The sequence below is a fragment of the Actinomadura sp. 7K534 genome, assembly GCF_004348575.1.
Classification (GTDB): Bacteria; Actinomycetota; Actinomycetes; order Streptosporangiales; family Streptosporangiaceae; genus Spirillospora; species Spirillospora livida.
Genome location: NZ_SMKB01000083.1, coordinates 1 through 21,649 on the forward strand (window position 1 = coordinate 1; position 21,649 = coordinate 21,649).

A 21,649-nucleotide genomic window follows, 5' to 3' on the forward strand; every position below is an offset into this window, starting at 1 on the left:
CCGCCGCCCCGGACACCCCCGTCGCCCACGGCACCGGCGACGTCGTCGAGCTGGCCGCCAAGGCGCCGGACCTGGACGAGCTGTGCGCCCGGCAGTCGGTGTGCCGCGCCTGCGACCGGCTGGTGGAGTGGCGGGAGAAGGTCGCCGTCCAGCGGCGCAGGGCGTTCGCGGACGAGGAGTACTGGGGCCGGCCCATCGCCGGATGGGGCGCGGCGGAGCCGCGGGTCCTGATCGTGGGGCTCGCCCCCGCCGCGCACGGCGGCAACCGCACCGGCCGGATCTTCACCGGCGACCGCTCGGGAGACTGGCTGTTCGCCTCGCTGCACCGGGTGGGCCTCGCGGCCCTGCCGACCAGCGTGCACGCCGGCGACGGGCAGCGGCTGATCGGCGCGCGGATGGCGGCGACGGTCCGGTGCGCGCCGCCCGACAACAAGCCGACGCCGCTGGAGCGCACGACCTGCCTGCCGTGGCTGGCCCGCGAGGTCGAGATGGTCGCGCCGAGCGTCCGCTGCATCGTGTGCCTCGGCGGCTTCGCCTGGCAGGGCGTCTGGCCGGCCCTGAAGCAGGCGGGCTACGGGGTCCCGCGGCCCCGGCCGAAGTTCGGCCACGGCGCCGAGGCCGAGCTGGTGCCGCCGCCCTCGGCGGCCCACCGCGAACCGGTGCTGCTGCTGGGCTGCTACCACCCGAGCCAGCAGAACACCTTCACCGGCCGCGTCACCGAGGACATGCTCGACACCGTCCTCACCCGCGCCCGCGACTACGGCCGTGACTGACGCGGTCTCGGGGAGCCACGCGAGCACACGTTGGCGGATCAGCCGCCCGTCGGGTTCGCCGTCAGGGGAGTGAGCGAGATGTTGCCGTGCTGGCAGACCGCGCCGTAGAGCCAGGGCGCCTCCAGCTGCCGGGTCTCGTCCGGCGGGACGATCTTCATGGCGTTCGCGGTGGGCCGGCACGGGACGCCCTCGTCATCGGCCGGTTCCGACGTCCAGTACAGCCGCTCGTAGGCGCGGCCCCCGCTCGGAAGGACGACCGTCTGCGGCGTGCCGTGGCGCAGGACGTTCGTGTGGACGAGCCCTGCGGCGTTGACCAGCTGGAGACCGGACCAGCCGCGGACCGTGCAGGTCGTCCCGGACGTGTTGGTCAGGACCAGCGTCACGTAGCGGTTCGTCTCGATGAAGTACCTGTTGATGAGGCCCGCGCTCAGCATGGCGCCGGTGCAGCGCGGCCCTCCGGCGCCGGCTCCGGCGACCCCGGGCGCCTCGCCGACGGGCGTCTTTCCGCCCGGGCCGCCGGCCTTCCCGCCGCCAGGGGGGCCGGTGGTGGGCGCGTCGACGTCCGACGGCGTGCCCGAGGGCGCTCCCGTCCCGGGAGAGCCGGGCTCCGTGCCCGTGCCCGTGCCCGAGCCGGGGGCGCCGGCGGTCGTCGAGCCGGTCGGCGTCGCCGGGCCGCCGGCCTCGGCCGCGGCGGGACCGGCGTTCTCGGCCGGGCCGCATCCCGCGATCGCGGTGGCGACCGCGGCGGCGGCCAGCGCCCCCCAGATGATCTTCGGCAGCGGAGTCCCCATGCTCGCCCTTCCCCCGTTGAGAGCAGCGGACGGCGGGACAGGGCCTGGCCGAGCGACCCGGCGGCGGGCCGGTCCCCCACCGGCCGCGCCGTTCCGGGCCGCTTGACGCCCCCGTCCGGCCCTGTCCCACCGTCTTTCTGGTGATACATCCGGTGAGATGCCGGACCCGTCGATGAAGTTCACGAACCGGGCGAAGTGGTGAGCGTGCCACATATCCGGGTATCGCTCCGGACATGCCTTCCCAACGCTCCACGGACTCCGCGAAGCACATCGTGATCATCGGCGGCGGGTACGTCGGCATGTACACGGCCCTGCGGCTGCAGAAGAAGCTGCGCGCGGAGCTGCGCCGCGGCGACGTGGCCGTCACCGTGATCGACCCCCAGTCGTACATGACCTACCAGCCGTTCCTCCCCGAGGCGGCGGCCGGGAACCTGGAGCCGCGCCATGTCGTGGTGTCGCTCCGGAAGGTCCTCCGGCGCTGCCGCATCATGAACGGCTACGTCACGCGGATCGACCACGCCGCCCGGCGGGTCTCGGTCCAGCCCGCGGGCACCAGGACCGCCGGGGTCCCGGAGCGGGAGATCGGCTACGACATGCTCGTGGTCGCCCTCGGCTCGATCTCGCGGACGCTGCCGATCCCCGGCCTCGCCGAGTGCGGGATCGGGTTCAAGACCATCGAAGAGGCGATCTTCCTCCGCAACCACGTCCTGCACCAGCTCGACATCGCCGCGTCCAACCCGGACGACGAGGAGGTCAGGAGGCGGGCGCTGACGTTCGTGTTCGTCGGCGCCGGGTTCGCCGGCGTCGAGGCCATGGCCGAGCTGGAGGACATGGCGCGGGACGCATGCAGGTGGTACCCGTCGATCGACCCCGGGGAGATGCGCTGGCTGATGGTCGAGGCGACCGCCCGGATCCTGCCCGAGGTGGGGCCGGAGATGGGCCGCTGGACCGCCGAGGCGCTGCGCGGCCGCGGCATCGAGGTGAAGATGGAGACGCTCCTCAAGTCCGCCGAGGGCCGGCACATCGTGCTCAGCGACGGCGAGGAGTTCGACGCCGGGACGCTGGTGTGGACGGCCGGGGTGAAGCCGCACCCCGTCCTCAAGCAGACCGACCTGCCGCTGGACGAGAAGGGACGCATCCGCACGACCGCCGAGCTGACCGTCGAGGGGCTGGAGCACGTGTACGCGGCGGGCGACAACGCCGCCGTCCCCGACCTCACCGACACCGGCGACTTCACGGCACCGAACGCCCAGCACGCGGTCAGGCAGGCCAAGCGCCTCGGTGACAACATCGTGGCGGATGTGCGGGGGAAGCCGCGAAAGCCGTACGCGCACAGCTACGTCGGCTCGGTGGCGAGCCTTGGCCTGCACAAAGGCGTCGCGAACGTCTACGGGATCAAGTTGCGCGGGCTCCCCGCCTGGTTCATGCACCGCACTTACCATCTTTCTCGGATGCCGACCGTCAACCGCAAGTTCCGGATCACCGTGGACTGGACGCTCGCCTCCTTCTTCCGGCGCGAGATCGTCTCGCTCGGCGAGCTGGAGGCGCCGCGGTTCGAGTTCGAGCTCGCGGCCGGCCGGCGCCGGGACGTGTGACCCGTGCGAACCGTCGAACCGTGACCGCGTGACCGGGCGGCATCGCCCGCGGAGGAGGCGCCCTCACCATGCACGACGGAGACGCCACCTGGAACGACACGCGGGCGGAGCCGTCCGCGCCGGCCCCGGAGGCGGCCGCCGGCGCGGGCGTCGCCGCCCGGCTGGTCCCGCTGCTCACCAAGATCATGCTGGGCGAGGAGCGGGCGAGCGCGGACGACCTGCCGATCCGGGTCCGCGCCTGGGACGGCAGCGCCATCGGCCCGGCCGCCGCCCCCGCGTACGTGGTCCGGCACCGGCGGGCGCTGCGCCGGCTGCTGTGGAAGCCCGGCGAGCTGGGCTTCGTCCGGGCCTACGTCGCCGGTGAGCTGGACATCGAGGGGGACGTCTTCGCCGCGCTCGACGCCGTCCAGCGGGTGATGGGCGCCGGCGACGGGCCGATCCGGCTGAGCGGCGACGACAAGCGCGACATCGTGCGCACCGCCGTCACCCTCGGCGCCGTCGGCCCCGAGCCGAAGGCGCCGCCCGAGGAGCGCGGGAACGGGGACGCCGCCCCGCCGGGGGAGCCGACCGCGTTCTTCGCCCGGATCTTCGGGGACGGGCTGGCGCACGGCACCGGGCGATGGGCCGGGGCCGCCGACCTTGACACGGCCCAGTCAACCGCCCACGAGGCCCTCGCCGAGCGGCTCGGGCTGTTCCCCGGCGCCCGGATCCTCGACCTGAACTGCGGCTGGGGCGCGTTCGCCCTGCACGCCGCCCGCCGGCACGGCGCCCGGGTCGTCGGCCTGGCCCGCACGCCCGGGCAGGCCGAGCGCGTGCGCACGGCGGCCGCCGCGGCCGGTGCCGCCGTCGAGGCCCGCGGCTGGGACCTGGCCATGGCGGGCGACGGGCCCTACGACGCGATCGTCGGGCTGGCGGACGCGGCGTCCGTCGGCCGTCCTGCGTCCCGGCTGGCCGGCCTGCTCGCGCCCGGCGGGCGGCTCGTCCTGGAGGAGTCGACCGGCGGTCCCGCCCCGCACGGCGGGCGGCGCGCGATCACGGCCGGCTACCTGGTCCCGGACGGCGCCGAGCCCCGGCGGCTCGGCGCGCTCGCCGACGAGCTCGAAGACGCGGGCCTCGAGGTGCCGGCCGTGACCACGCTGCGTGAGGACCACGCGCGCACGCTCCGCGCCTGGGCCACGGGCCTACAGCACCACTGGGACGAATGCGCGGAGCTGGCCGGACCCGGTCGCGCGCGGGTCTGGCTGCTCTACCTGGCCGCGTCCGCGCTGGCCTGCGAGAACGGCCGGACAGGCCGGTATGAGATCCATGCGAAACGCCGGATTTAGGGCGGTCTGGGGGGTGCACTCCGGTCCGCGGGACCCACCGTGACCGGCCCCTGACTCGATATGATGACGCCGCCCCTGTAGCCCAATGGCAGAGGCGGGCTCCCTAAAAGAGCCATCGTGTCGGTTCGAGTCCGACCAGGGGCACTGACGTCTCCCCGACGCTCGGCAGGTCCGGCTGATCACACAGAGCCGTCCCCGCATAGAATGGGCGGCCAGGTCGGCCGAAGTGGAGGGCTCTATGGAGAGCAGGAACCCGGCGTTCCGGGGCAACGCCTTCAACCAGCGGGCCGGGGGTGCGGCATACGGCGCGCCCGGTTACGGCGCGCCGGCGTACGGCACACCCGGTCAGGGCGCACCCGGATACGGCGCCCCGCCGTACGCGGGTCAGGGGCCGGGCTACGCGCCGCCCGCCCCCACCAGGCCCATGACCATGGACGACGTCGTCGTCCGCGGTGTCATGACCCTGTTCACGCTGGTGCTCACGGCGGCGGTGGCGTGGGTGCTCGTGCCGCCGAGCCTCGCCGTCCCGGTCCTCGTCGTGGCGCTCATCGCCCAGATCGGGATCTGGGCGTTCATCACGTTCGGCCGCAAGGCCAACGCGCCGATGGTGCTGGCGTTCGCCGCGGTGTACGGCGTGCTGGTCGGCATCATCAGCCACGCCTACAACGACCTGTACCACGGCGTGGTGTTCCAGGCCGTGATCGGCACCGCCCTGGCGTTCGCCGCCACGCTCGCCGTGTACGCGCTGCGCATCGTGCGGGTCACGCCCAAGCTCGTCAAGTTCACCATCGCGGCCGGCGGCGCGCTGCTCGCGCTCATGCTGATCAACATGGTGATGTACATGTTCGGCAGCGACGACGGGCTCGGCATCCGCGACCCCGGCAACCCGCTCGCCTACGTGTTCAGCGTCGTCGCGATCCTCGTCGGCTGCTTCTTCCTCCTGCTGGACTTCGACTCCATCGAGGAGGGCATCCGCGTCCAGGCCCCCGAGAAGTTCGCCTGGTACTGCGCGTTCGGCCTCGTGCTGAGCCTCGTCTGGATCTACCTGGAGATGCTCCGCCTGCTCAGCTACCTCTACGCGGGCAGGGACTAGCCGGCAGCGCCTCCCCGGTCAGGTCACGCGCTCGCGTGCTCGGACATTGATCAGCCCCACGCCGAACGGCGTGGGGCTGATCTGTGCGGGATCTCTGCGCCACGGTCGTGGCGCGGCTCGGCGGCACGACTGCGGGGGCGTCCGTTGGCGGGATCCCGCCACGTCCGGTGCGACGGTATGAAGTTCTGCTGGCGGGCCGTCCTCGGCCCCGGCGGATCGGCCGGTCGGCGGGCGGGCCCGGTCGGCTGGTTCGTCCGCGGCGCCGCGCCGGATGCCCGGCGGCGGGCGGGACGAGAGTGCTCAGTGGTACAGGGTGCTCAGTAGTGCCGTGCGCGGCGGGTGCGCTCGTGTTCGCGCACCAGCGCCGAGGCGTAGCCGTGGGAGAGGTTGTGCTCCTCGGCGAGCCAGTGGCTCCGTTCCTCGCAGCGGGTGAACGACGGGCCGTTCTCGATGGCGGTGAACCACTCGGGGATGTCACGTCCTGTGACTTGCGGAATGCGGGCGATCAGCTTGCTGTGCGTCTCCGGCGAGTGGTTCAGTGACAATTGGCACCTCCAGGTCGCGGGGCTCTTCCTGCTGACTCTGCAACAGGAACCCGCACGTGACAACCCCCTAACGCCGACCTATCCATTACGTAACGTAGATCATCGATAACGGGGATGATCCCCGGAAACGCGCAGGTGGCCCGCACGAAGGCCGTCCCGCGCTTTCGCGCTGCGGAGTACTCGTGCGGGCCGCCCGCGAGCGGCCGCGGCGGACGTCAGGAAAGGCGCTCCAGGATCATCGCCATGCCCTGGCCGCCGCCCACGCACATCGTCTCCAGCCCGAACTGCTTGTCGTGGAACTTGAGGCTGTTGACGAGCGTGGAGGTGATCCGGGCGCCGGTCATCCCGAACGGGTGGCCGACGGCGATCGCGCCGCCGTTGACGTTCAGCTTGTCCAGGTCGATGCCGAGGTCCTCGGCGGACGGCAGCACCTGCGCGGCGAACGCCTCGTTGATCTCCACGAGGTCGATGTCGTCGATGGTCATGCCGGCCAGCTCCAGCGCGCGCCGCGACGCCTCCACCGGGCCGAGGCCCATGATCTCGGCGGACAGGCCGGTGACGCCGGTGGACACGATGCGGGCCAGCGGGGTGATGCCGAGCTCGGCGGCCTTGGTGTCGCTCATGATGACGACCGCGGCGGCGCCGTCGTTCAGCGGGCAGCAGTTCCCGGCGGTGACCGTCCCGTCCGGCCGGAACACCGGCTGCAGCTGCGAGACCTTCTCGTACGTCGTGCCGGGCCGCGGGCCGTCGTCCTTGGACACGACGGAGCCGTCCGGGAGCGTCACCGGGGTGATGTCCTTCTCCCAGAACCCGTTGGCGAGGGCCTTCTCGGCGAGGTTCTGCGAGCGGACGCCGAACTCGTCCTGCGCCTGCCGGCTGATCCCGCGCAGCCCGGCCACGTTCTCGGCGGTCTGGCCCATCGCGATGTAGATGTCGGGCAGGGCGCCGTCCTCGCGGGGGTCGCGCCACACGGGCGCGCCGCCCTCGCCCGCCTTCGCGGTGCGGGCCTGCGCCTCGTCGAACTTGGGGTTCTGCGTGTCGGGAAGGCCGTCGCTGCTGCCCTTGGCGAAGCGGCTCACGGTCTCGACGCCCGCCGACACGATGACGTCGGCCTCGCCCGAGCGGATCGCGTGCAGCGCCATCCGGGACGTCTGCAGGGAGGACGAGCAGTACCGGGTGATGGTCGCGCCGGGCACGTTGTCCCAGCCCATCAGGACGGACACGACCCGGCCCATGTTGTACCCCTGCTCGCCGCCGGGCAGCCCGCAGCCGAGCAGCAGGTCGTCGATCTGGCTCGGATCCAGCTGCGGGACCTGGGCCATCGCGGCGGTGACCATCTGGACCGTGAGGTCGTCGGGCCGCATGTCCTTGAGCGACCCCTTGAAGGCGCGTCCGATCGGCGAGCGCGCGGTGGCGACGATGACTGCCTCGGGCATTGCGGGTCTCCTGTCTCAGCGGCCGTGCGGTGTTACTCACCGGTTACCCGCAAATCTAACCGCCCGCCCGCGTCCGCGTACATGTGCCCCTGCCCAGTCCTGGCGGTGCAACCGGTGGTCGGCTTATACACAGACCTGCGGATTCCCGGCTCGGTGGTGACATCGGCCCCATGCGGGCGGGCGGCCGGTGTCCGACCCTGGACTCCACGCGCCGCCGGCCCGGCGGGCACGGAGAACGGCCGGGGCTCGTCACCGGTGACCGGACGAGCCCCGGTTCTCATCGGCGGCCGGCCCAGGCGCCGCCAGGGTCAGGTCCTGGCCTTCTCGGCGTCCGGTTCCGGTGGCTGGCGGCGGGGCAGGAGCGTCGCCCGGCGGCCGGTGGGGGCCTTGCGGACCTCGGTGCCGGACTGCTCCGCGGCCTCGGCCGCGGCCAGGTAGACCGGGAGGATGTCGGCCGGCCGGTCGGCCACCTCGGGTTCCAGGCCCAGCGCGGACGCCATCGACGGCAGGACGGCGGCGCACGCGGCCGCGTACCCCCGCCCGGACGGGTGGTAGCGGTCCTCGCTGAACATCGAGCGCGGGTCGGCGGAGAACTCGCGGCCGAGCAGATCGCCGAGCGACACCGAGCGGGCGCCGCGCTCCACGACCGCGATGGTCTGCGCGGCGGCGAGCTGGCGGCTGGCGCGGCGGGCGATGTACCGGAGCGGCTGCATCAGCGGCTTGACGGTGCCGAGGTCGGGGCAGGTGCCGACGACGACCTCGCTGCCCGCGGCGCGGAGCCGCTCGACCGCGTAGCCGAGGTGGCGGACGGACTCGGCGGGCGGCACGCGCGCCGTCACGTCGTTGCCGCCGATCATGATGACGGCGAGGTCGGGCCGGGTCTGCAGGGCCCGGTCGACCTGGCCGGACAGCGCGTCCGAGCGGGACCCGGAGCGGGCCACGTTGGTCAGCCGGACCGGCCGGTCCGCGATCGCCGACAGGCCGGTGGCCAGCAGCGCGGCGGGCGTCTCGTCCGGGCGGTGCACGCCGAGCCCGGCGGCGGTGGAGTCGCCGAGCATGACGAGGGACAGCGGGGCGCCGCCGTGCGTCCCGCCGTAGAGCCCGTCGGCGACCGGAGGGTCGGCGCCCGGCGTCGCGGTGATCAGCCGGCGGGCGAGTTTGGCCTCCGCCACGACGAGCCCGAACGTGAGGCCGCCGAGGGCCGTGATGCCGCCACCGCCGTACGCCGCGGCCGCCGCGATGCGGCGTGCCGTGAATGCTCTCCACATGCGTCGCTGACCCTCCGTGATTAAGTTCCTACCCCCGGCCCCGGGCGTTGATGCCTGCGGCCTCCGCTCTCGGCTACCGTCGAAGCGGGTGTCCAACCGGACCCGCGTCCACGGGAACCCGCGCGAAATGCGGGCCGACCAGGGGCGCAACGCTCAGATCGGCATACTGACCGACAAGGATGTCGCGGTGCACGTACACGACTCGCTCGTCGAACTGATGGGCAACACCCCCCTCGTTCGGCTGCGCAAGGTGATCGACGGGGGAACGGCCGGCGGCCGGCCGCAGGTGCTCGCCAAGGTGGAGTACTTCAACCCCGGCGGCTCGGTGAAGGACCGCATCGCGGTGCGCATGATCGACGCCGCCGAGCGCTCCGGCGAGCTGCGGCCGAACGGGACGATCGTCGAGCCGACGTCCGGCAACACCGGGGTCGGGCTCGCCATCGTCGCGCAGGAGCGCGGCTACCGCTGCGTCTTCGTCTGCCCGGACAAGGTCGCCAGGGACAAGATCGACGTGCTGCGCGCGTACGGCGCTGAGGTCGTGGTCTGCCCGTCGGCGGTCTCGCCGGAGCACCCCGACTCCTACTACTCGGTGTCGGACCGGCTGGCCGCGGAGATCCCCGGCGCGTGGAAGCCGAACCAGTACACCAACCAGGAGAACCCGCGGTCGCACTACGAGACCACGGGGCCGGAGATCTGGGAGCAGACCGAGGGGCGCATCACGCACTTCGTGGCGGGCATCGGCACCGGCGGCACCATCAGCGGCACCGGCCGGTACCTCAAGGAGGTCTCCGGCGGCCGGGTGCAGATCATCGGCGCGGACCCCGAGGGCTCGGTGTACTCCGGCGGGACCGGCCGGCCCTACCTGGTCGAGGGCGTCGGCGAGGACATCTGGCCCGAGACCTACGACCGCGACATCTGCGACGAGATCATCGCGGTGTCCGACAAGGACTCGTTCAACATGACCCGGCGGCTGGCCCGCGAGGAGGCGATGCTGGTCGGCGGGTCCTGCGGGATGGCGGTCGTCGCCGCGCTGCGCGTCGCCGCGCGGGCCGAGCCGGACGCGGTGATCGTGGTGCTGCTGCCGGACGGCGGCCGCGGCTACCTCACCAAGATCTTCAACGACGAGTGGATGGCGGACTACGGGTTCCTCATCCCGTCCACCGAGGAGGCGCGGGTGGGCGAGGTGCTCACCCGCAAGGGCCGGACGCTGCCGGAGTTCGTGCACGTCCACCCGCACGAGAGCGTGGAGACCGCGATCTCGATCATGCGGGAGTACGAGGTGTCGCAGCTCCCGGTGATGAAGGAGGAGCCGCCGGTCATGGCCGCGGAGGTGGTCGGCTCGGTGCGGGAGCGGGACCTGCTCGACATCCTCGTCGGCGAGCGCGGCAAGCTGGCCGAGCCCGTCGAGCGGCACATGTCGCCGCCGCTGCCGACGCTCGGTTCCGGGGAGCCGGTGAGCGAGGCGGTGGGCGTACTGCAGAAGTCCGGCGCGGCCGTCGTGCTCGTGGACGGCAAGCCCAAGGGCCTCGTCACCCGCCAGGACCTCCTCGCCTTCCTGTCCGCCGCCAGCTGACGCGAAAGGGAAGCGCCGGAGACCGCGGCGGTCTCCGGCGCTTCCTTCGAGGGTGCCGGGTTGCGGAGCCGACCGGTGGGCGGCGTTTCGGGCCGGCTCCGCAACCCGGCGTTCAGGGGGGTCCCGGCGTCACCGGGCCCCGGTCGGGATGAAGTCCTCCCGCGTGTCGGCGGGCTTGGGCGCCTTCTGCGAGTCGGCGCCGTGGCCGGGCCACCACGCCTTGCGGCCCAGCAGCGCCGTGACGCCCGGCACCAGGAAGATCGCCATGATGAAGGCCGACAGCGCGATCCCCAGCGCGATGGAGAAGCCCATCTGCTGCAGCATCGACACCTTGGCGAGCAGCATCACCGAGAACGTGCCGGCGAGGATCAGCCCGGCCGCGGCGACCGTCGGGCCGCCGTGCTCGACCGCCAGCGCGGCGGCCTTGCGCGGCTCGTGGCCCGCCTTGGCCTCCTCCCGCAGCCGCGCGGTCATCAGGATGTTGTAGTCGGTCCCGATGGCCAGCACGAACAGGTACAGCATGATCGGCAGGTGGAAGACCTCCCCGGGTTCGCCCAGCAGGCCCTGGAAGACGTACACCGCCGAGCCGAGCGTCGCGGCGAAGCCCAGCAGCACCGCCGGGACCAGGTAGAGCGGGGCGACCACGGAGCGCAGCAGCGCCAGCAGGATCAGCGCGATGAGCACCCCGGCGACCGGCAGGATCACCGACAGGTCGCGGTTGACGACCTTGTTGATGTCGCTGTAGATCGCGGTCTCGCCGCCGACGAACACCTCGGTGCCCGCGGGCGCCATGTCGTGCACGGCCGGCCCGAGCTCGTTCTTGACGTGGTTGATCGAGTCGTTGTCGACGGGGTTGCCGTTGAGCACCAGGTTGACCTGGCCGATGGTGGGGTCGGCCTCGCTGACCAGGGCGGGCTGGACGCCGCCGATGCCGGGCAGCGACTTGGCCTGCTGCCCCCAGGCGTCCAGCTCGGCCTTGGTGAGCGGCTGCCCGTCGGTCGAGCGGACCATGACCTCGACCGGCGTGGTCTGGCCGGCCGGGAAGCCCTTCTTCAGGTCCACGGTGGCCTGGGCGGACTCGGTGTCCTGCGGGAAGCTGGACTGGAAGTCGTAGTCGGACTTGAAGCCGATCGAGCCGGACGCCAGCGCGACCAGCAGGGCACCGGCGCCGATGGCGACCAGGGCCGGGCGCGCGCCGACCGTCCGGCCGAGCCGCGCCGCGACCGTCCCCTTCGGCTGCTTCTTCCAGGACTTCGACGGCCAGAACACCGCGGGACCGATCAGCGACAGGATGGCCGGGAACAGCGTCAGCGACGTGATGCCCATCACCACGACGCCGATGGCGAGCGACGGGCCCCAGGCGGCGAAGATGCCGAAGGACGCCAGCATCAGCACCAGGAACGTGACCGCGATCGCGGCCGCCGCCGACGTGATGACCTCGCCGACCCGCTCCACCGCGGAGATGAGCGCGGTCTTGCGGTCCTCGCCGGCGCGCAGCCGCTCCCGGTAGCGGAACAGCAGGAACAGGTAGTAGTCGGCGCCGACGCCGAACATCACGATGGTCAGGATGATCTGCAGGCTGTCGTCGCCGGTGAAGTCGAGCAGCTTGGACGCCGCGCCGATCAGCCCCATCGACATCTGCTCCGTCGCGATGATCACGATGATCGGCAGGATCGCCGCGAGCGGCGCCCGGAAGATCAGCAGGATCAGCCCGATGATCAGGGCGAAGGTGGCGACGGTGATGAGCATGAACGACTGGGTGAACGAGTCCTCGTTGTCGACCCAGGTCGCGACCTCGCCGCCGACCTTGGCCTCAAGGCCGTCGCCGAGCTGCTTGGGCAAGTCGGTGCGGATGTCCTTGATCGCCTGGCTCTGCTTCTGGGCCTCGTCACCCGTCGCCATCTTCATCGGCACGGTGATGAGCTGGATGGACTTGTTCGGGGCGATCGCCTCGGGACTCGTGACGAAACCCTGGACCGTCGGGTACGTCTTGGCCGACAGCCCCTTGGCCGCCTCGGCGACCTTGGCGTTGTCGGCGGGGGTGAGGTTCCCGCCGTCGGAGCGCTGCACCACGATCAGCGCGGACATCTCCGCCTGCTGGGGGAACGCCTTCTCGGCGAGCTCGACGGCCTGGACGGACTCGTACCCGGACGGCAGGAACTCGCCCTGGTCCGACTCGGTGGACAGCTTGGGGGAGAAGGCGATGATGACGACCGCGGCCGCGAGCCAGGCCGCGATCGTCCACCACGGGTGTCTCACGACGAAGCGCGCGAGCCGAGCGAACATGGGGGCTTCCTTAATCAGGGAGAAGGGAGATCAGAGTTCGATGAGTACCTCTAAAACGGTAGAGATACCGCGGGCCTTTGAGGTCACCCGCAGCGCTGAAATGCGGGCTGATACCTCCGGTGGAGCACCTCATCCTCTAGGAGGGGAGCGGGGTGGATAGCCTCGTACCCATGGACAACGAGGTTCAGCGAGGCTTCGAGACCCTGGCCATCCACGCGGGCCAGGAACCCGACCCCACCACGGGGGCGGTCGTGAAGCCGATCTACCAGGTCTCCACCTACAAGCAGGACGGAATCGGCGGGCTGCGCGGCGGCTACGAGTACTCTCGGTCGGCGAACCCGACCCGTACCGCCCTTGAGACGTGCCTGGCCGAGATAGAGAGCGGCGTCCGCGGGCTGGCGTTCGCGTCCGGGCTCGCCGCGGAGGACGCGCTGCTGCGCGCGGTCTGCCGCCCAGGTGACCACGTGGTCATCCCCAACGACGCCTACGGCGGCACCTACCGGCTGTTCGCGAAGGTCGCCGAACCCTGGGGGGTTGCGTTCGACCCGGTGCCGCTGGGGGACATCGAGGCGGTGCGGGCGGCGGTGGGCCCGCAGACGAAGATCATTTGGCTGGAGACACCGACGAACCCGCTGCTCGGCATCGCCGACATCGCGGCGCTGGCGGCCGTCGCCCACGACGCGGGCGCGCTGCTCGTCGTCGACAACACCTTCGCCTCGCCCTACCTCCAGCGCCCGCTCGAACTCGGCGCGGACGTGGTCGTCCACTCGACCACCAAGTACATCGGCGGCCACTCCGACGTCGTCGGCGGCGCGCTGATCGTGTCGGACGCGGAGCTCGGCGAGCGGCTGGCGTTCCACCAGAACGCCATGGGCGCCGTCGCGGGCCCGTTCGACGCCTGGCTGACCCTGCGCGGGATCAAGACGCTCGGCGTGCGGATGGACCGGCACTGCGCGAACGCCGAGCGGATCGTGGAGATGCTGGCGCGGCACCCGTCCGTCCGGGAGGTCCTCTACCCGGGGCTGCCCGGCCACCCGGGCCACGACGTCGCGGCCAAGCAGATGAAGGCGTTCGGGGGCATGGTCTCGTTCCGGATGGAGTCCGAGGAGGCCGCCGTCCGGGTGTGCGAGGCGACGAAGCTGTTCACGCTGGGGGAGTCGCTCGGCGGCGTGGAGTCGCTGATCGAGCACCCGGGGCGGATGACGCACGCGTCCGCCGCCGGATCCCCGCTGGAGGTGCCGGCCGATCTGGTGCGGCTGTCGGTCGGGATCGAGGACGTCGGTGATCTTCTGCGGGATCTTGAGCGGGCTCTCGCCCACGCGAGCTGATCAAGCCTCTATACTCGGCGCGCCAGGCTCGTAAAGAAAGGGACCGGGGTGCGCAAAGTTCTGGTCTGTGGGGCGGCGTTCGCCGCGACGTGTGTCTCCGCCGTAGCCGTTCCGGGTGGGGCCCAGGCGACGTCACCGGCGCCTACGCCGCCCGCGTCCGCCCCGGCGTCGCCCTCCGCCCCGCCCGGCGGGGAGCCGGGGACGACGCCGCCCGAGGGTGCGCCGACGACCGGCGCCCCCGGGTCGCAGGAGCCGACCGCGTCCGGCACGTCGCAGCCGGTGGAGCCGGACGGCGAGACCGACGGGACCGTCTCCGCCGAGGCCGTCATGGTCACGCCGGAGCTGCCGAGGGCGCGGACGTACGCGTACGGCAAGGACCGGGCCCAGCGGGTCGACGTCTACTGGCGCAAGACCGAGCCGGGGGCGGCGCCGCGCCCGGCCGTGCTGATCCTGCACGGCGGGTACTGGCTGCACGGCGACAAGGCCGGGTGGAAGTACTTCGCGCGGCGGCTGACCGAAGAGGGCTTCGTCGTGCTGTCGGCGAACTACCGGCTCGCGCCGCGGGCGCAGTGGCCGGCGCAGCGCGACGACGCGATGTCCGCGCTCGCCTTCCTCAAGGACAACGCCGTGCGGTGGAACCTCGACCCGCAGCGCGTCGCCGTCGTCGGCGCCTCGTCCGGCGGGCACCTCGCGACCCAGCTCGGCACGTTCGGCACGGGCTCCGCGCAGGTCCGCGGCGTGGTCGCGCTGTCGCCGGTGACCAGCCCGTCGCTGGCCTACCACGACGGCGGGAAGCCGACCGCCACGCCGAGCCAGCGGAAGCTGCGCGGGGCGGTGACCGCGCTGCTCAACTGCGTCCCGGGCGTCTCCGCCGACGAGGAGTGCCTGGCGAAGCTGGAGGACTCCAACTCCGCGTCGCACGCCTCGACGGGTGACGCGCCGATGCTGCTCATGCACACGGCCGGCGACTTCGTGCCGATCTCGCACAGCAACGCGCTGGCGGGCGCGCTGACCGCGGCGGGCGTCCCCGCGACGGTCAAGGGCCTCGACGGCGACATGCACGCGTCCGGGCTGCTGGCCGGGGAGAAGACCTACCCGACGATCCTGGCCTGGCTCAAGGAGCGGCTGAGGCCCGGTTCCTAGGATGGGCCTTGGGCGGCCGGATCGGCGCCCGGGTCAGCCGTTCCAGACCATCAGCAGCAGGATCACCAGCCACATCAGCGCGACCACGCCGGAGATGGCGGCGATCCGCCCGCGCTCCACCTGCGCGATGTCGTCGCCCGCGCGGGGCCGGGCGGCCTTCCCGGTGTCCTTGCCGGTGCCCTTCTCGTCCTCCGAGGCGGGCCCGGCGGGCGCCGCGCCCTCCTTCTCGGCCGCGACCTCCAGCAGGTGCACCGCCTTCCGCTGGTCGCGCTCGACGATCAGCAGCAGCACGAGCGCGACGATGAACAGCGTCATCGACGCCGACAGCCACACCTCCGCCAGGTCGCCCTGGGCGAGCAGCAGCCCGAACAGGAAGATCCCCAGGCTGGCGACCCCGTAGATCTGGGTGACGCGGTTCAGGTAGCGCAGCACGACCACGTTGCGCCTGCGGATGTAGCGCGGGGTGGACATGGTCGCCGCGGTCAGCGGCCCCAGCGTGAAGATCGCGAATCCGATGTGCAGGAACAGCAGGAGGTGGTCGGACGTCGACATGACGCCGACCCTAGCCCCTCCGCCCCGCTACCGGCGGCCGCGCCGCACCCGGAGGTAGTCGCTGACGACGTACTCGCCGAGCCGCTCTGCGTCGGGTGCGAAGACGCGGCCGCCGTTGCGGCGCGCGACCTCCTCCACGAACGAGACGAGGCGGCGGTCCTCGGCGAGCATGAAGAAGTTCATGCAGGCGCCCCGCCGGGTCATCTTGTCGACCTCGGCGAGCGTGAGGACGAGCGTGTCGGTGGACGGCGGGTAGTCGAACAGCGAGCGGCCGTCCGGGCGCAGGTGCGCGGTCGGCTCCCCGTCGGTGACGACGAGGACGATCGGCTCGAAGTCGGGGTGCCGGTCCAGGTGCCGGCCCGCGATCATCAGCGCGTGGTGCAGGTTGGTGCCCTGCACCATGTCCCAGTCCAGGCCCGCCATCTCCGTCGGGTGCAGCACCCGCGCGTAGTTGGAGAACCCGATGATCTGGATGGCGTCCTGCGGGAACTTGCTGGTCACCAGCGTGTGGAGGGCGAGCGTGGTCTGCTTGGCGACGGCCCACGTCCCGCGCAGCACCATCGAGTACGACAGGTCGACCAGCAGGCACACGGCGGCGCCCGTCCGGCGCTCGGTCTCGTGCACCTCGAAGTCGTCCACGCCCAGCCGCACCCCGCCGGGTTTCAGGCCGCCGGTATCGGGAGGTGCCGGCTCCACCACCTTCAGGGTGGAGACCGCCGGCGCGTCGACGGGGGCGGCGGGCCGCGCGCCGTCCTCCATGGCGCTGCGGCGGATCGCGTTGCTCACCGTCCGGACCACGTCGAGCGGCTGCTCGTCGCCGAACCGCCACTCCCGGCTCGCCCCGGTCAGCTCGCCCGCCTGGCCCGCGTCCCGCTGGTCGTGGTCGCCCTGCCGGCCGGTCGTGAGCTGCGCGAACACCCGGCGCAGCGCCGTCTCGCCCAGCCGGCGCACCGCCTTCGGCGTCAGCTCCAGCTTGCCGCGGTTGCGCCGCAGGTAGCCCTGCCGCTCCAGCTCCGCCTCGATGCGGCGCAGCGCGGCGAGGTCGTCGACCGCCTGCCGGCCGAGCGCGCGGCGGACGGCGTCCTCGTCGATGTCGTCGAGCCGGGCGCCCGGGTAGTCCTGCCCGAGCGCCGCCTCCAGCTCGCTCAGGTCGGCCAGCTCCGCGAGCGCGGTGGTGGCGTCGCCCATGCCGAGCGGGTCCTCACCGGTCATCTGCTCCGCCTGGCCCCAGCCGAGGTCGGGGCGGAGGGTCCGCAGCGCGTCGCCCAGCCGGGTCATCTCCATGGCGAGGCCCGCGTCCTGCATCGCCTGCTCCATCAGCCCGGCCAGCTCCGCGCGCTGCTCCGGGCTGAGCGAGGCGAGCAGCCGGTCCATCGCGGCGGCGCGGCGGGCGAGGGAGTCGACCAGCTCCTCCAGGTTCTGCGGATTGTCGGGGAACATGTCCCCGTACTCGTCCATGAACCGGTCGAAGTCCTCTTGCGTGTGCTCGCCGCGGGCATCGCGGTCGAGCATCTCGTTCAGCGCGCCCATCATGTTCTTGACGCGCTCGATGGCCGCGGGGTCCTGGTTCTCCAGGGCCTGCTTCATGCCCTGGAACTGCGCGTCGAGCACCTCGCGGCGCAGCAGGTCCTTCAGCCGCTCGAACGTCTGCCGGGCCGCGTCGGAGCGCCAGTCGTAGTCCGACAGCCGCCGGATCGCCTGGGACGTGTCGGACGGCAGCGTGTCCAGCTCCGCCTCCCGCAGCCGCGCCTCGTCGCCCGGGTCGGGGAACAGCTCGGCCCGCTCCTGCCCGATCGCGGTGTCGAGCAGCGCGCGCGCCTCCTCCAGCGTCCCGTCGAGGCGGCCCCGGTCGCGCAGCGCGCGGCGGCGCTCGCGCACCTGGCGGAGCATGTCGTCGAGCCCCCGCACGTTCGGCATCCGGCCCTGCGGGTCGCCGAGGCCGCGCCGGAGCAGGTCCCGCAGCGCCTCGTCCGGGCGGGTGCCGTCGAGCACCGAGTCGCCCATCGCGTCGAGGGCGTCGCGGACGTCGTAGGGCGGGGCGAGCGGGTCGGGCCCGTCCTCGTAGGCGCCGTAGCGGTATCGGCTCATCGAATCTCCTCGCAGGTGGAGAAGTCAGGTTCCGGGCGTCAGGTCCGGTAGGTGGCCGTCCCGTCGGCCCGTCCCTCCGCGACGTCCTTGGACAGCCGGCGGGTGAGGAACAGCCCCTCCAGGGCGAACTCCAGTGCGGCCGCGGCCTGGCCGGGGGACTCCCCGCTCATGCCGAGCCGTTCCATGATCTTCGCGAGGCCGGGGACCTGCCCGATGCGGCGCAGCAGCTCCGTCGCCGCGACCAGCTCGCCCGACTCGACGCTGTCGCCGGAGTCGAACCGGTCCAGCAGCCCGCTCAGGTCGGCGGGACCGAGCGTTCGCCGGTAGGTCTCGGCGATGGCCCGGCGCAGCAGGTGCTCCAGCACCTCCTGCTCGCGGCCCTCCTCGCTGACCTCGAACTCCACCTTGCCCATCAGCGACGGGACGACCGCGGGCAGGTCGCAGACCCGCGCGACGGCGTGCTCCTCGCCGGCGAGCGCCGCGCGCCGCACCGCGCCGGCGGCGACCGTCTCGGCGCCCGCGAGCGCGAACCGCGCCGACACCCCCGACCGGGCGTCCACCGCGGTCGACTCCCGGACGAGCCGGGTGAACCGCCCGATGATCTCGATCAGGTGGTCGGGCACCTCGGCGGGCAGCCCCGCGAGGTCGGCGAAGTCGGCCTCCTGGCGGATCAGCGCCAGCTCGGCGTCCAGCTCCAGGGGGTAGTGGGTGCGGATCTCGGCGCCGAAGCGGTCCTTCAGCGGGGTGATGATGCGGCCCCGGTTGGTGTAGTCCTCCGGGTTGGCGGACGCGACGAGCAGCACGTCCAGCGGCAGCCGCAGCGCGTAGCCGCGGACCTGCACGTCGCGCTCCTCCAGGACGTTCAGCAGCGCCACCTGGATCCGCTCGGCCAGGTCGGGCAGCTCGTTGATGGAGAAGATCCCGCGGTTGGTGCGGGGGACGAGCCCGAAGTGGACGGTCTCCGGGTCGCCGAGCGTCCGGCCCTCGGCCACCTTGATCGGGTCGACGTCGCCGATGAGGTCGCCGACGCTGGTGTCGGGCGTGGCGAGCTTCTCCCCGTACCGGTCGTCCCGGTGCCGCCACTCGATCGGCAGGTCGTCGCCCTTGTCGGCGGCCAGCCGCCGGCAGCGCACGCACACCGGCTCGTACGGGTGGTCGTTGATCTCGCAGCCGGCCACGACGGGGGTCCACTCGTCCAGCAGCCCCGCGAGGGTGCGGATGAGCCGTGTCTTGCCCTGCCCCCGCTCGCCCAGGAGCACGAGGTCGTGCCCGGCGAGCAGGGCGCGCTCCAGATGGGGCAGGACGGTGTCGTCGAAGCCGAGGATGCCCGGGAAGCGCGGCTCCCCGGATCGCATCCGGGCGAGCAGGTTGCGGCGGATCTCCGCCTTCACCGGCCGCTGGACGTGGCCGCTGGTGCGCAACTCGCCCAGAGTGGCCTCGCTGGGTAGGGATTCACGCGGTGTGGATGAACGCACGCGACCGACATTACGTCGCCGGTACGCGGAATCGCACCCCGGCGGAGGATTCGTGCGCCGGTGGGTTCGTCCGCGAGTGTCCTGTCCTGTGCGGATCGGGCGATGTTTGGGTGGGCGGCGCGCCGCGGGGGACACTGTGCGTGTGAACGGAGCGGCGAAACGCAGTGAGGGAGGCGGCGCCCATGGCGCGATTCGGTGATGGCCTGGCCTCCGGACCCGACCTGTGCGAGGCGGCCGTGTCGGCGGTCGAGCAGGCTCTCGCGCCGCTCAGCGCGGCGCCCGACCTGGTCTGCGTCTTCATGACGGGCGAGGACCCGGAGGTGTTCGAGGCGGCCGCCGCGGCCGCGGCGCGGGCCGCCGGGCCCGCGGTGCTGCTGGGCTGCACCGCGTCCGGGGTGATCGGCGCCGGGCGCGGGGTGGAGGAGGCCGGCGCGGTCAGCGCGTGGGCGGCGGTGCTGCCGGGCGCGCGGCTCGACCCGTTCCGGCTGGAGACGCTGAAGGCCGACGACCGGCTGATCGTGGTCGGCATGCCCGAGGCGCGGGACGACGACGTCGTCGGCGTGCTGCTGACCGACCCGTACACCTTCCCGGTGGACGCGTTCGTCGAGCGCTCCGACGACGCGCTGCCCGGTCTCCCGCTGGTCGGCGGGCTCGCGGAGGGGCGCGAGCGGGGCGACACGCGGCTGTTCGTCGGCGGGGAGGTCTACCGCGACGGCGCGGTCGGCGTCGTCATCGGCGGGTCGGTGGCCGCGGCGACCGTGGTCAGCCAGGGCGCCCGCCCGATCGGGCCCGACATGGTGGTGACCAGGGCGGAGGAGAACGTCCTGTACGAGCTGGCGGGCGTGCCCGCGCTGGAGAAGCTGGAGCAGGTCGTCCTCGGGCTCCCGGAGGAGGAGCAGGAGCTGGCCGGACGCGGCCTGCTGATCGGCGTCGCGATGGACGAGTACGCCGAGGAGCACGAACACGGCGACTTCCTGGTCCGCGGGGTGGTCGGCGCCGACACCGACAGCGGCGCCATCGCGATCGGCGACGTGGTGGACGTGGGCCGCACCGTCCGGTTCCAGGTCCGCGACGCGGGCGCCGCCGACCAGGACCTCGCCGCCCTGCTCGACAGGTTCGACATGCGTCCGGTCGAGGGCGCGCTGCTGTTCTCCTGCAACGGGCGCGGGCAGGCGATGTTCGCCGACTCCGACCACGACGCCCGCGTCCTCGACCGCGCCTTCGGCCCGGCCGGGGTGGGCGGCTTCTTCGGCGCCGGCGAGATCGGCCCGGTCGCGGGACGCAACCACGTGCACGGCTTCACCGCGTCCATCCTGGCGTTCGGCCGGGCCGGGGAACCGGCTTGACCGGCCCCGGGGCGGATCCCGGGGCGGAGCCCGCGCCGGGCCCGGCGGCCGGTGCGGGCGCGCCCGTCCTCGCGGTGGACATCGGCGGCACGAAGCTCGCCGCCGCGCTCGTCGAACCGGGCGGGCGCATCGCGGCCTACGACCGCGCCGCGACCCCGGCCGGGCCGGACCTGGACGCCGAGGGGCTGTGGCGGGCGCTGGAGGTGCTGCTCGACAAGCTCGTCGCCGGGGCCGGCGACCCGGCCCTCGCGGGCGTCGGCGTCGGCTGCGGCGGGCCGATGACGTGGCCCGCCGCGGAGGTGTCCCCGCTCAACATCCCGGTGTGGCGGGACGGCTTCCCCCTGCGCGCCAGGCTCCGCGACCGCTATCCGGGGCTGCCCGTCCGCATCCACAACGACGCGATCTGCGTCGCCGTCGGCGAGCACTGGCTCGGCGCGGGACGCGGCCGGGACAACGTCCTCGGCATGGTGGTGTCCACGGGCGTCGGCGGCGGCCTCATCCTCGGCGGCCGGCTCATCAACGGTGCCAGCGGCAACGCCGGGCACATCGGCCACGTCGTCGTCGACCCCGGCGGGCCGCCCTGCGCGTGCGGCGGGCGCGGCTGCCTGGAGGCCGTCGCCCGCGGCCCCGGCCTGGTCGCCTGGGCGCGGGAGCAGGGCTGGCGGCGGGAGAGCGCGGACGCCACCGGCGTCGAACTCGCCGCCGACGCACGCGGCGGCCACCCGGTCGCCGTCGCCGCGCTGCGCCGGGCCGGGCGCGCCCTCGGCGTCGCGATCGCCTCCGCGACGCACCTGTGCGACCTGGAGGTCGCCGCGATCGGCGGCGGCGTGTCCCAGACGGGCGAGCTGCTGTTCGAGCCGCTGGAGGAGGCGTTCCGCGAGCACGCCCGGATGGAGTTCGCGCGCCGGGTGCGGATCGTCCCCGCCGGCCTCGGGCAGACCGCCGGGCTCGTCGGCGCCGCCGCCCTGGTGTTCGCGCAAGACCGCTATTGGAGTGCGGGCTGAGCGCGGCGGGTGCGAGGATCGGATCGCG

At 73.1% G+C, this 21,649-nt stretch carries 17 protein-coding genes and 1 tRNA gene; 10 read left to right on the forward strand and 8 right to left on the reverse strand.

Annotated elements, in window-relative coordinates; genetic code table 11:
- The coding region (locus tag E1266_RS17985) for a uracil-DNA glycosylase (RefSeq protein WP_132048394.1) at nt 1–773 on the forward strand (773 nt) is incomplete at its 5' end.
- 38 nt (nt 774–811) lie between these two features.
- On the opposite strand, the gene E1266_RS17990 is transcribed toward E1266_RS17985, so the two are convergent.
- Entirely contained in the window at nt 812–1,564 is a 753-nt protein-coding gene (locus tag E1266_RS17990; protein WP_132048396.1) for a DUF4232 domain-containing protein, read from the reverse strand.
- Between the two features lie 233 nt (nt 1,565–1,797).
- Between E1266_RS17990 and E1266_RS17995 the strand changes: the two genes are divergently transcribed.
- The 4 genes from E1266_RS17995 to E1266_RS18010 all read left to right on the forward strand — a co-directional run bounded on the left by E1266_RS17995 (nt 1,798) and on the right by E1266_RS18010 (nt 5,577).
- Nucleotides 1,798–3,159, forward strand: a complete 1,362-nt coding sequence (locus tag E1266_RS17995) for an NAD(P)/FAD-dependent oxidoreductase (RefSeq protein ID WP_132048398.1) — start codon at nt 1,798–1,800, stop codon at nt 3,157–3,159.
- Between the two features lie 68 nt (nt 3,160–3,227).
- Nucleotides 3,228–4,484 carry a class I SAM-dependent methyltransferase gene (locus E1266_RS18000; RefSeq protein ID WP_132048400.1) on the forward strand — a complete coding sequence of 419 codons (1,257 nt, stop codon included), beginning with the start codon at nt 3,228–3,230 and terminating at the stop codon, nt 4,482–4,484.
- 71 nt (nt 4,485–4,555) lie between these two features.
- A tRNA-Leu gene (locus E1266_RS18005) sits at nt 4,556–4,628 on the forward strand.
- Nucleotides 4,629–4,722: 94 nt separating this feature from the next.
- On the forward strand, nt 4,723–5,577 hold the full coding sequence (locus tag E1266_RS18010; protein ID WP_132048402.1) for a Bax inhibitor-1/YccA family protein: 855 nt from the start codon (nt 4,723–4,725) through the stop codon (nt 5,575–5,577).
- A 317-nt stretch (nt 5,578–5,894) separates the two neighbouring features.
- On the opposite strand, the gene E1266_RS18015 is transcribed toward E1266_RS18010, so the two are convergent.
- From E1266_RS18015 to E1266_RS18025, 3 genes are all read right to left on the reverse strand, one after another.
- Nucleotides 5,895–6,122: a DUF4287 domain-containing protein gene (locus tag E1266_RS18015; protein ID WP_131878404.1), complete on the reverse strand. Its 228-nt coding sequence runs from the start codon at nt 6,120–6,122 to the stop codon at nt 5,895–5,897.
- 215 nt (nt 6,123–6,337) lie between these two features.
- Nucleotides 6,338–7,558 (reverse strand): acetyl-CoA C-acetyltransferase, encoded by a 1,221-nt coding sequence (locus E1266_RS18020; protein ID WP_132048404.1) that lies wholly within the window; start codon nt 7,556–7,558, stop codon nt 6,338–6,340.
- 308 nt (nt 7,559–7,866) lie between these two features.
- On the reverse strand, nt 7,867–8,826 hold the full coding sequence (locus E1266_RS18025; protein ID WP_132048406.1) for an SGNH/GDSL hydrolase family protein: 960 nt from the start codon (nt 8,824–8,826) through the stop codon (nt 7,867–7,869).
- A gap of 187 nt (nt 8,827–9,013) precedes the next feature.
- Here E1266_RS18025 and E1266_RS18030 point away from each other — a divergent pair, with 187 nt between their 5' ends.
- On the forward strand, nt 9,014–10,399 hold the full coding sequence (locus tag E1266_RS18030) for a cystathionine beta-synthase (protein WP_132048434.1): 1,386 nt from the start codon (nt 9,014–9,016) through the stop codon (nt 10,397–10,399).
- Between the two features lie 129 nt (nt 10,400–10,528).
- Here E1266_RS18030 and E1266_RS18035 read toward each other — a convergent pair whose 3' ends face one another.
- Nucleotides 10,529–12,685 (reverse strand): MMPL family transporter, encoded by a 2,157-nt coding sequence (locus E1266_RS18035; protein ID WP_132048408.1) that lies wholly within the window; start codon nt 12,683–12,685, stop codon nt 10,529–10,531.
- Between the two features lie 170 nt (nt 12,686–12,855).
- On the opposite strand from E1266_RS18035, the gene E1266_RS18040 reads away from it, so the two are divergent.
- Together E1266_RS18040 and E1266_RS18045 are read left to right on the forward strand one after the other, a co-directional pair.
- The gene (locus E1266_RS18040) at nt 12,856–14,013 is read left to right on the forward strand and encodes a cystathionine gamma-synthase (protein WP_132048410.1); all 1,158 of its coding nucleotides are present in this window, start codon (nt 12,856–12,858) and stop codon (nt 14,011–14,013) included.
- Nucleotides 14,014–14,061: 48 nt separating this feature from the next.
- Entirely contained in the window at nt 14,062–15,156 is a 1,095-nt protein-coding gene (locus E1266_RS18045; RefSeq protein ID WP_243718537.1) for an alpha/beta hydrolase, read from the forward strand.
- 33 nt (nt 15,157–15,189) lie between these two features.
- On the opposite strand, the gene E1266_RS18050 is transcribed toward E1266_RS18045, so the two are convergent.
- Genes E1266_RS18050 through E1266_RS18060 form a run of 3 tightly spaced genes read right to left on the reverse strand, consistent with a single transcriptional unit; the run spans nt 15,190 to nt 19,226 of the window.
- The gene (locus tag E1266_RS18050) at nt 15,190–15,708 is read right to left on the reverse strand and encodes a hypothetical protein (RefSeq protein WP_132048414.1); all 519 of its coding nucleotides are present in this window, start codon (nt 15,706–15,708) and stop codon (nt 15,190–15,192) included.
- A 27-nt stretch (nt 15,709–15,735) separates the two neighbouring features.
- Complete coding sequence (locus E1266_RS18055) at nt 15,736–17,796, reverse strand: hypothetical protein (RefSeq protein ID WP_132048416.1); 2,061 nt, start codon at nt 17,794–17,796, stop codon at nt 15,736–15,738.
- Nucleotides 17,797–17,834: 38 nt separating this feature from the next.
- Nucleotides 17,835–19,226: a sigma 54-interacting transcriptional regulator gene (locus tag E1266_RS18060; RefSeq protein ID WP_243718539.1), complete on the reverse strand. Its 1,392-nt coding sequence runs from the start codon at nt 19,224–19,226 to the stop codon at nt 17,835–17,837.
- A gap of 227 nt (nt 19,227–19,453) precedes the next feature.
- Here E1266_RS18060 and E1266_RS18065 point away from each other — a divergent pair, with 227 nt between their 5' ends.
- Nucleotides 19,454–20,617 carry an FIST N-terminal domain-containing protein gene (locus tag E1266_RS18065; protein WP_132048420.1) on the forward strand — a complete coding sequence of 388 codons (1,164 nt, stop codon included), beginning with the start codon at nt 19,454–19,456 and terminating at the stop codon, nt 20,615–20,617.
- A gap of 74 nt (nt 20,618–20,691) precedes the next feature.
- Nucleotides 20,692–21,621: an ROK family protein gene (locus E1266_RS18070; protein WP_243718540.1), complete on the forward strand. Its 930-nt coding sequence runs from the start codon at nt 20,692–20,694 to the stop codon at nt 21,619–21,621.
- Nucleotides 21,622–21,649: the final 28 nt, after the last annotated feature.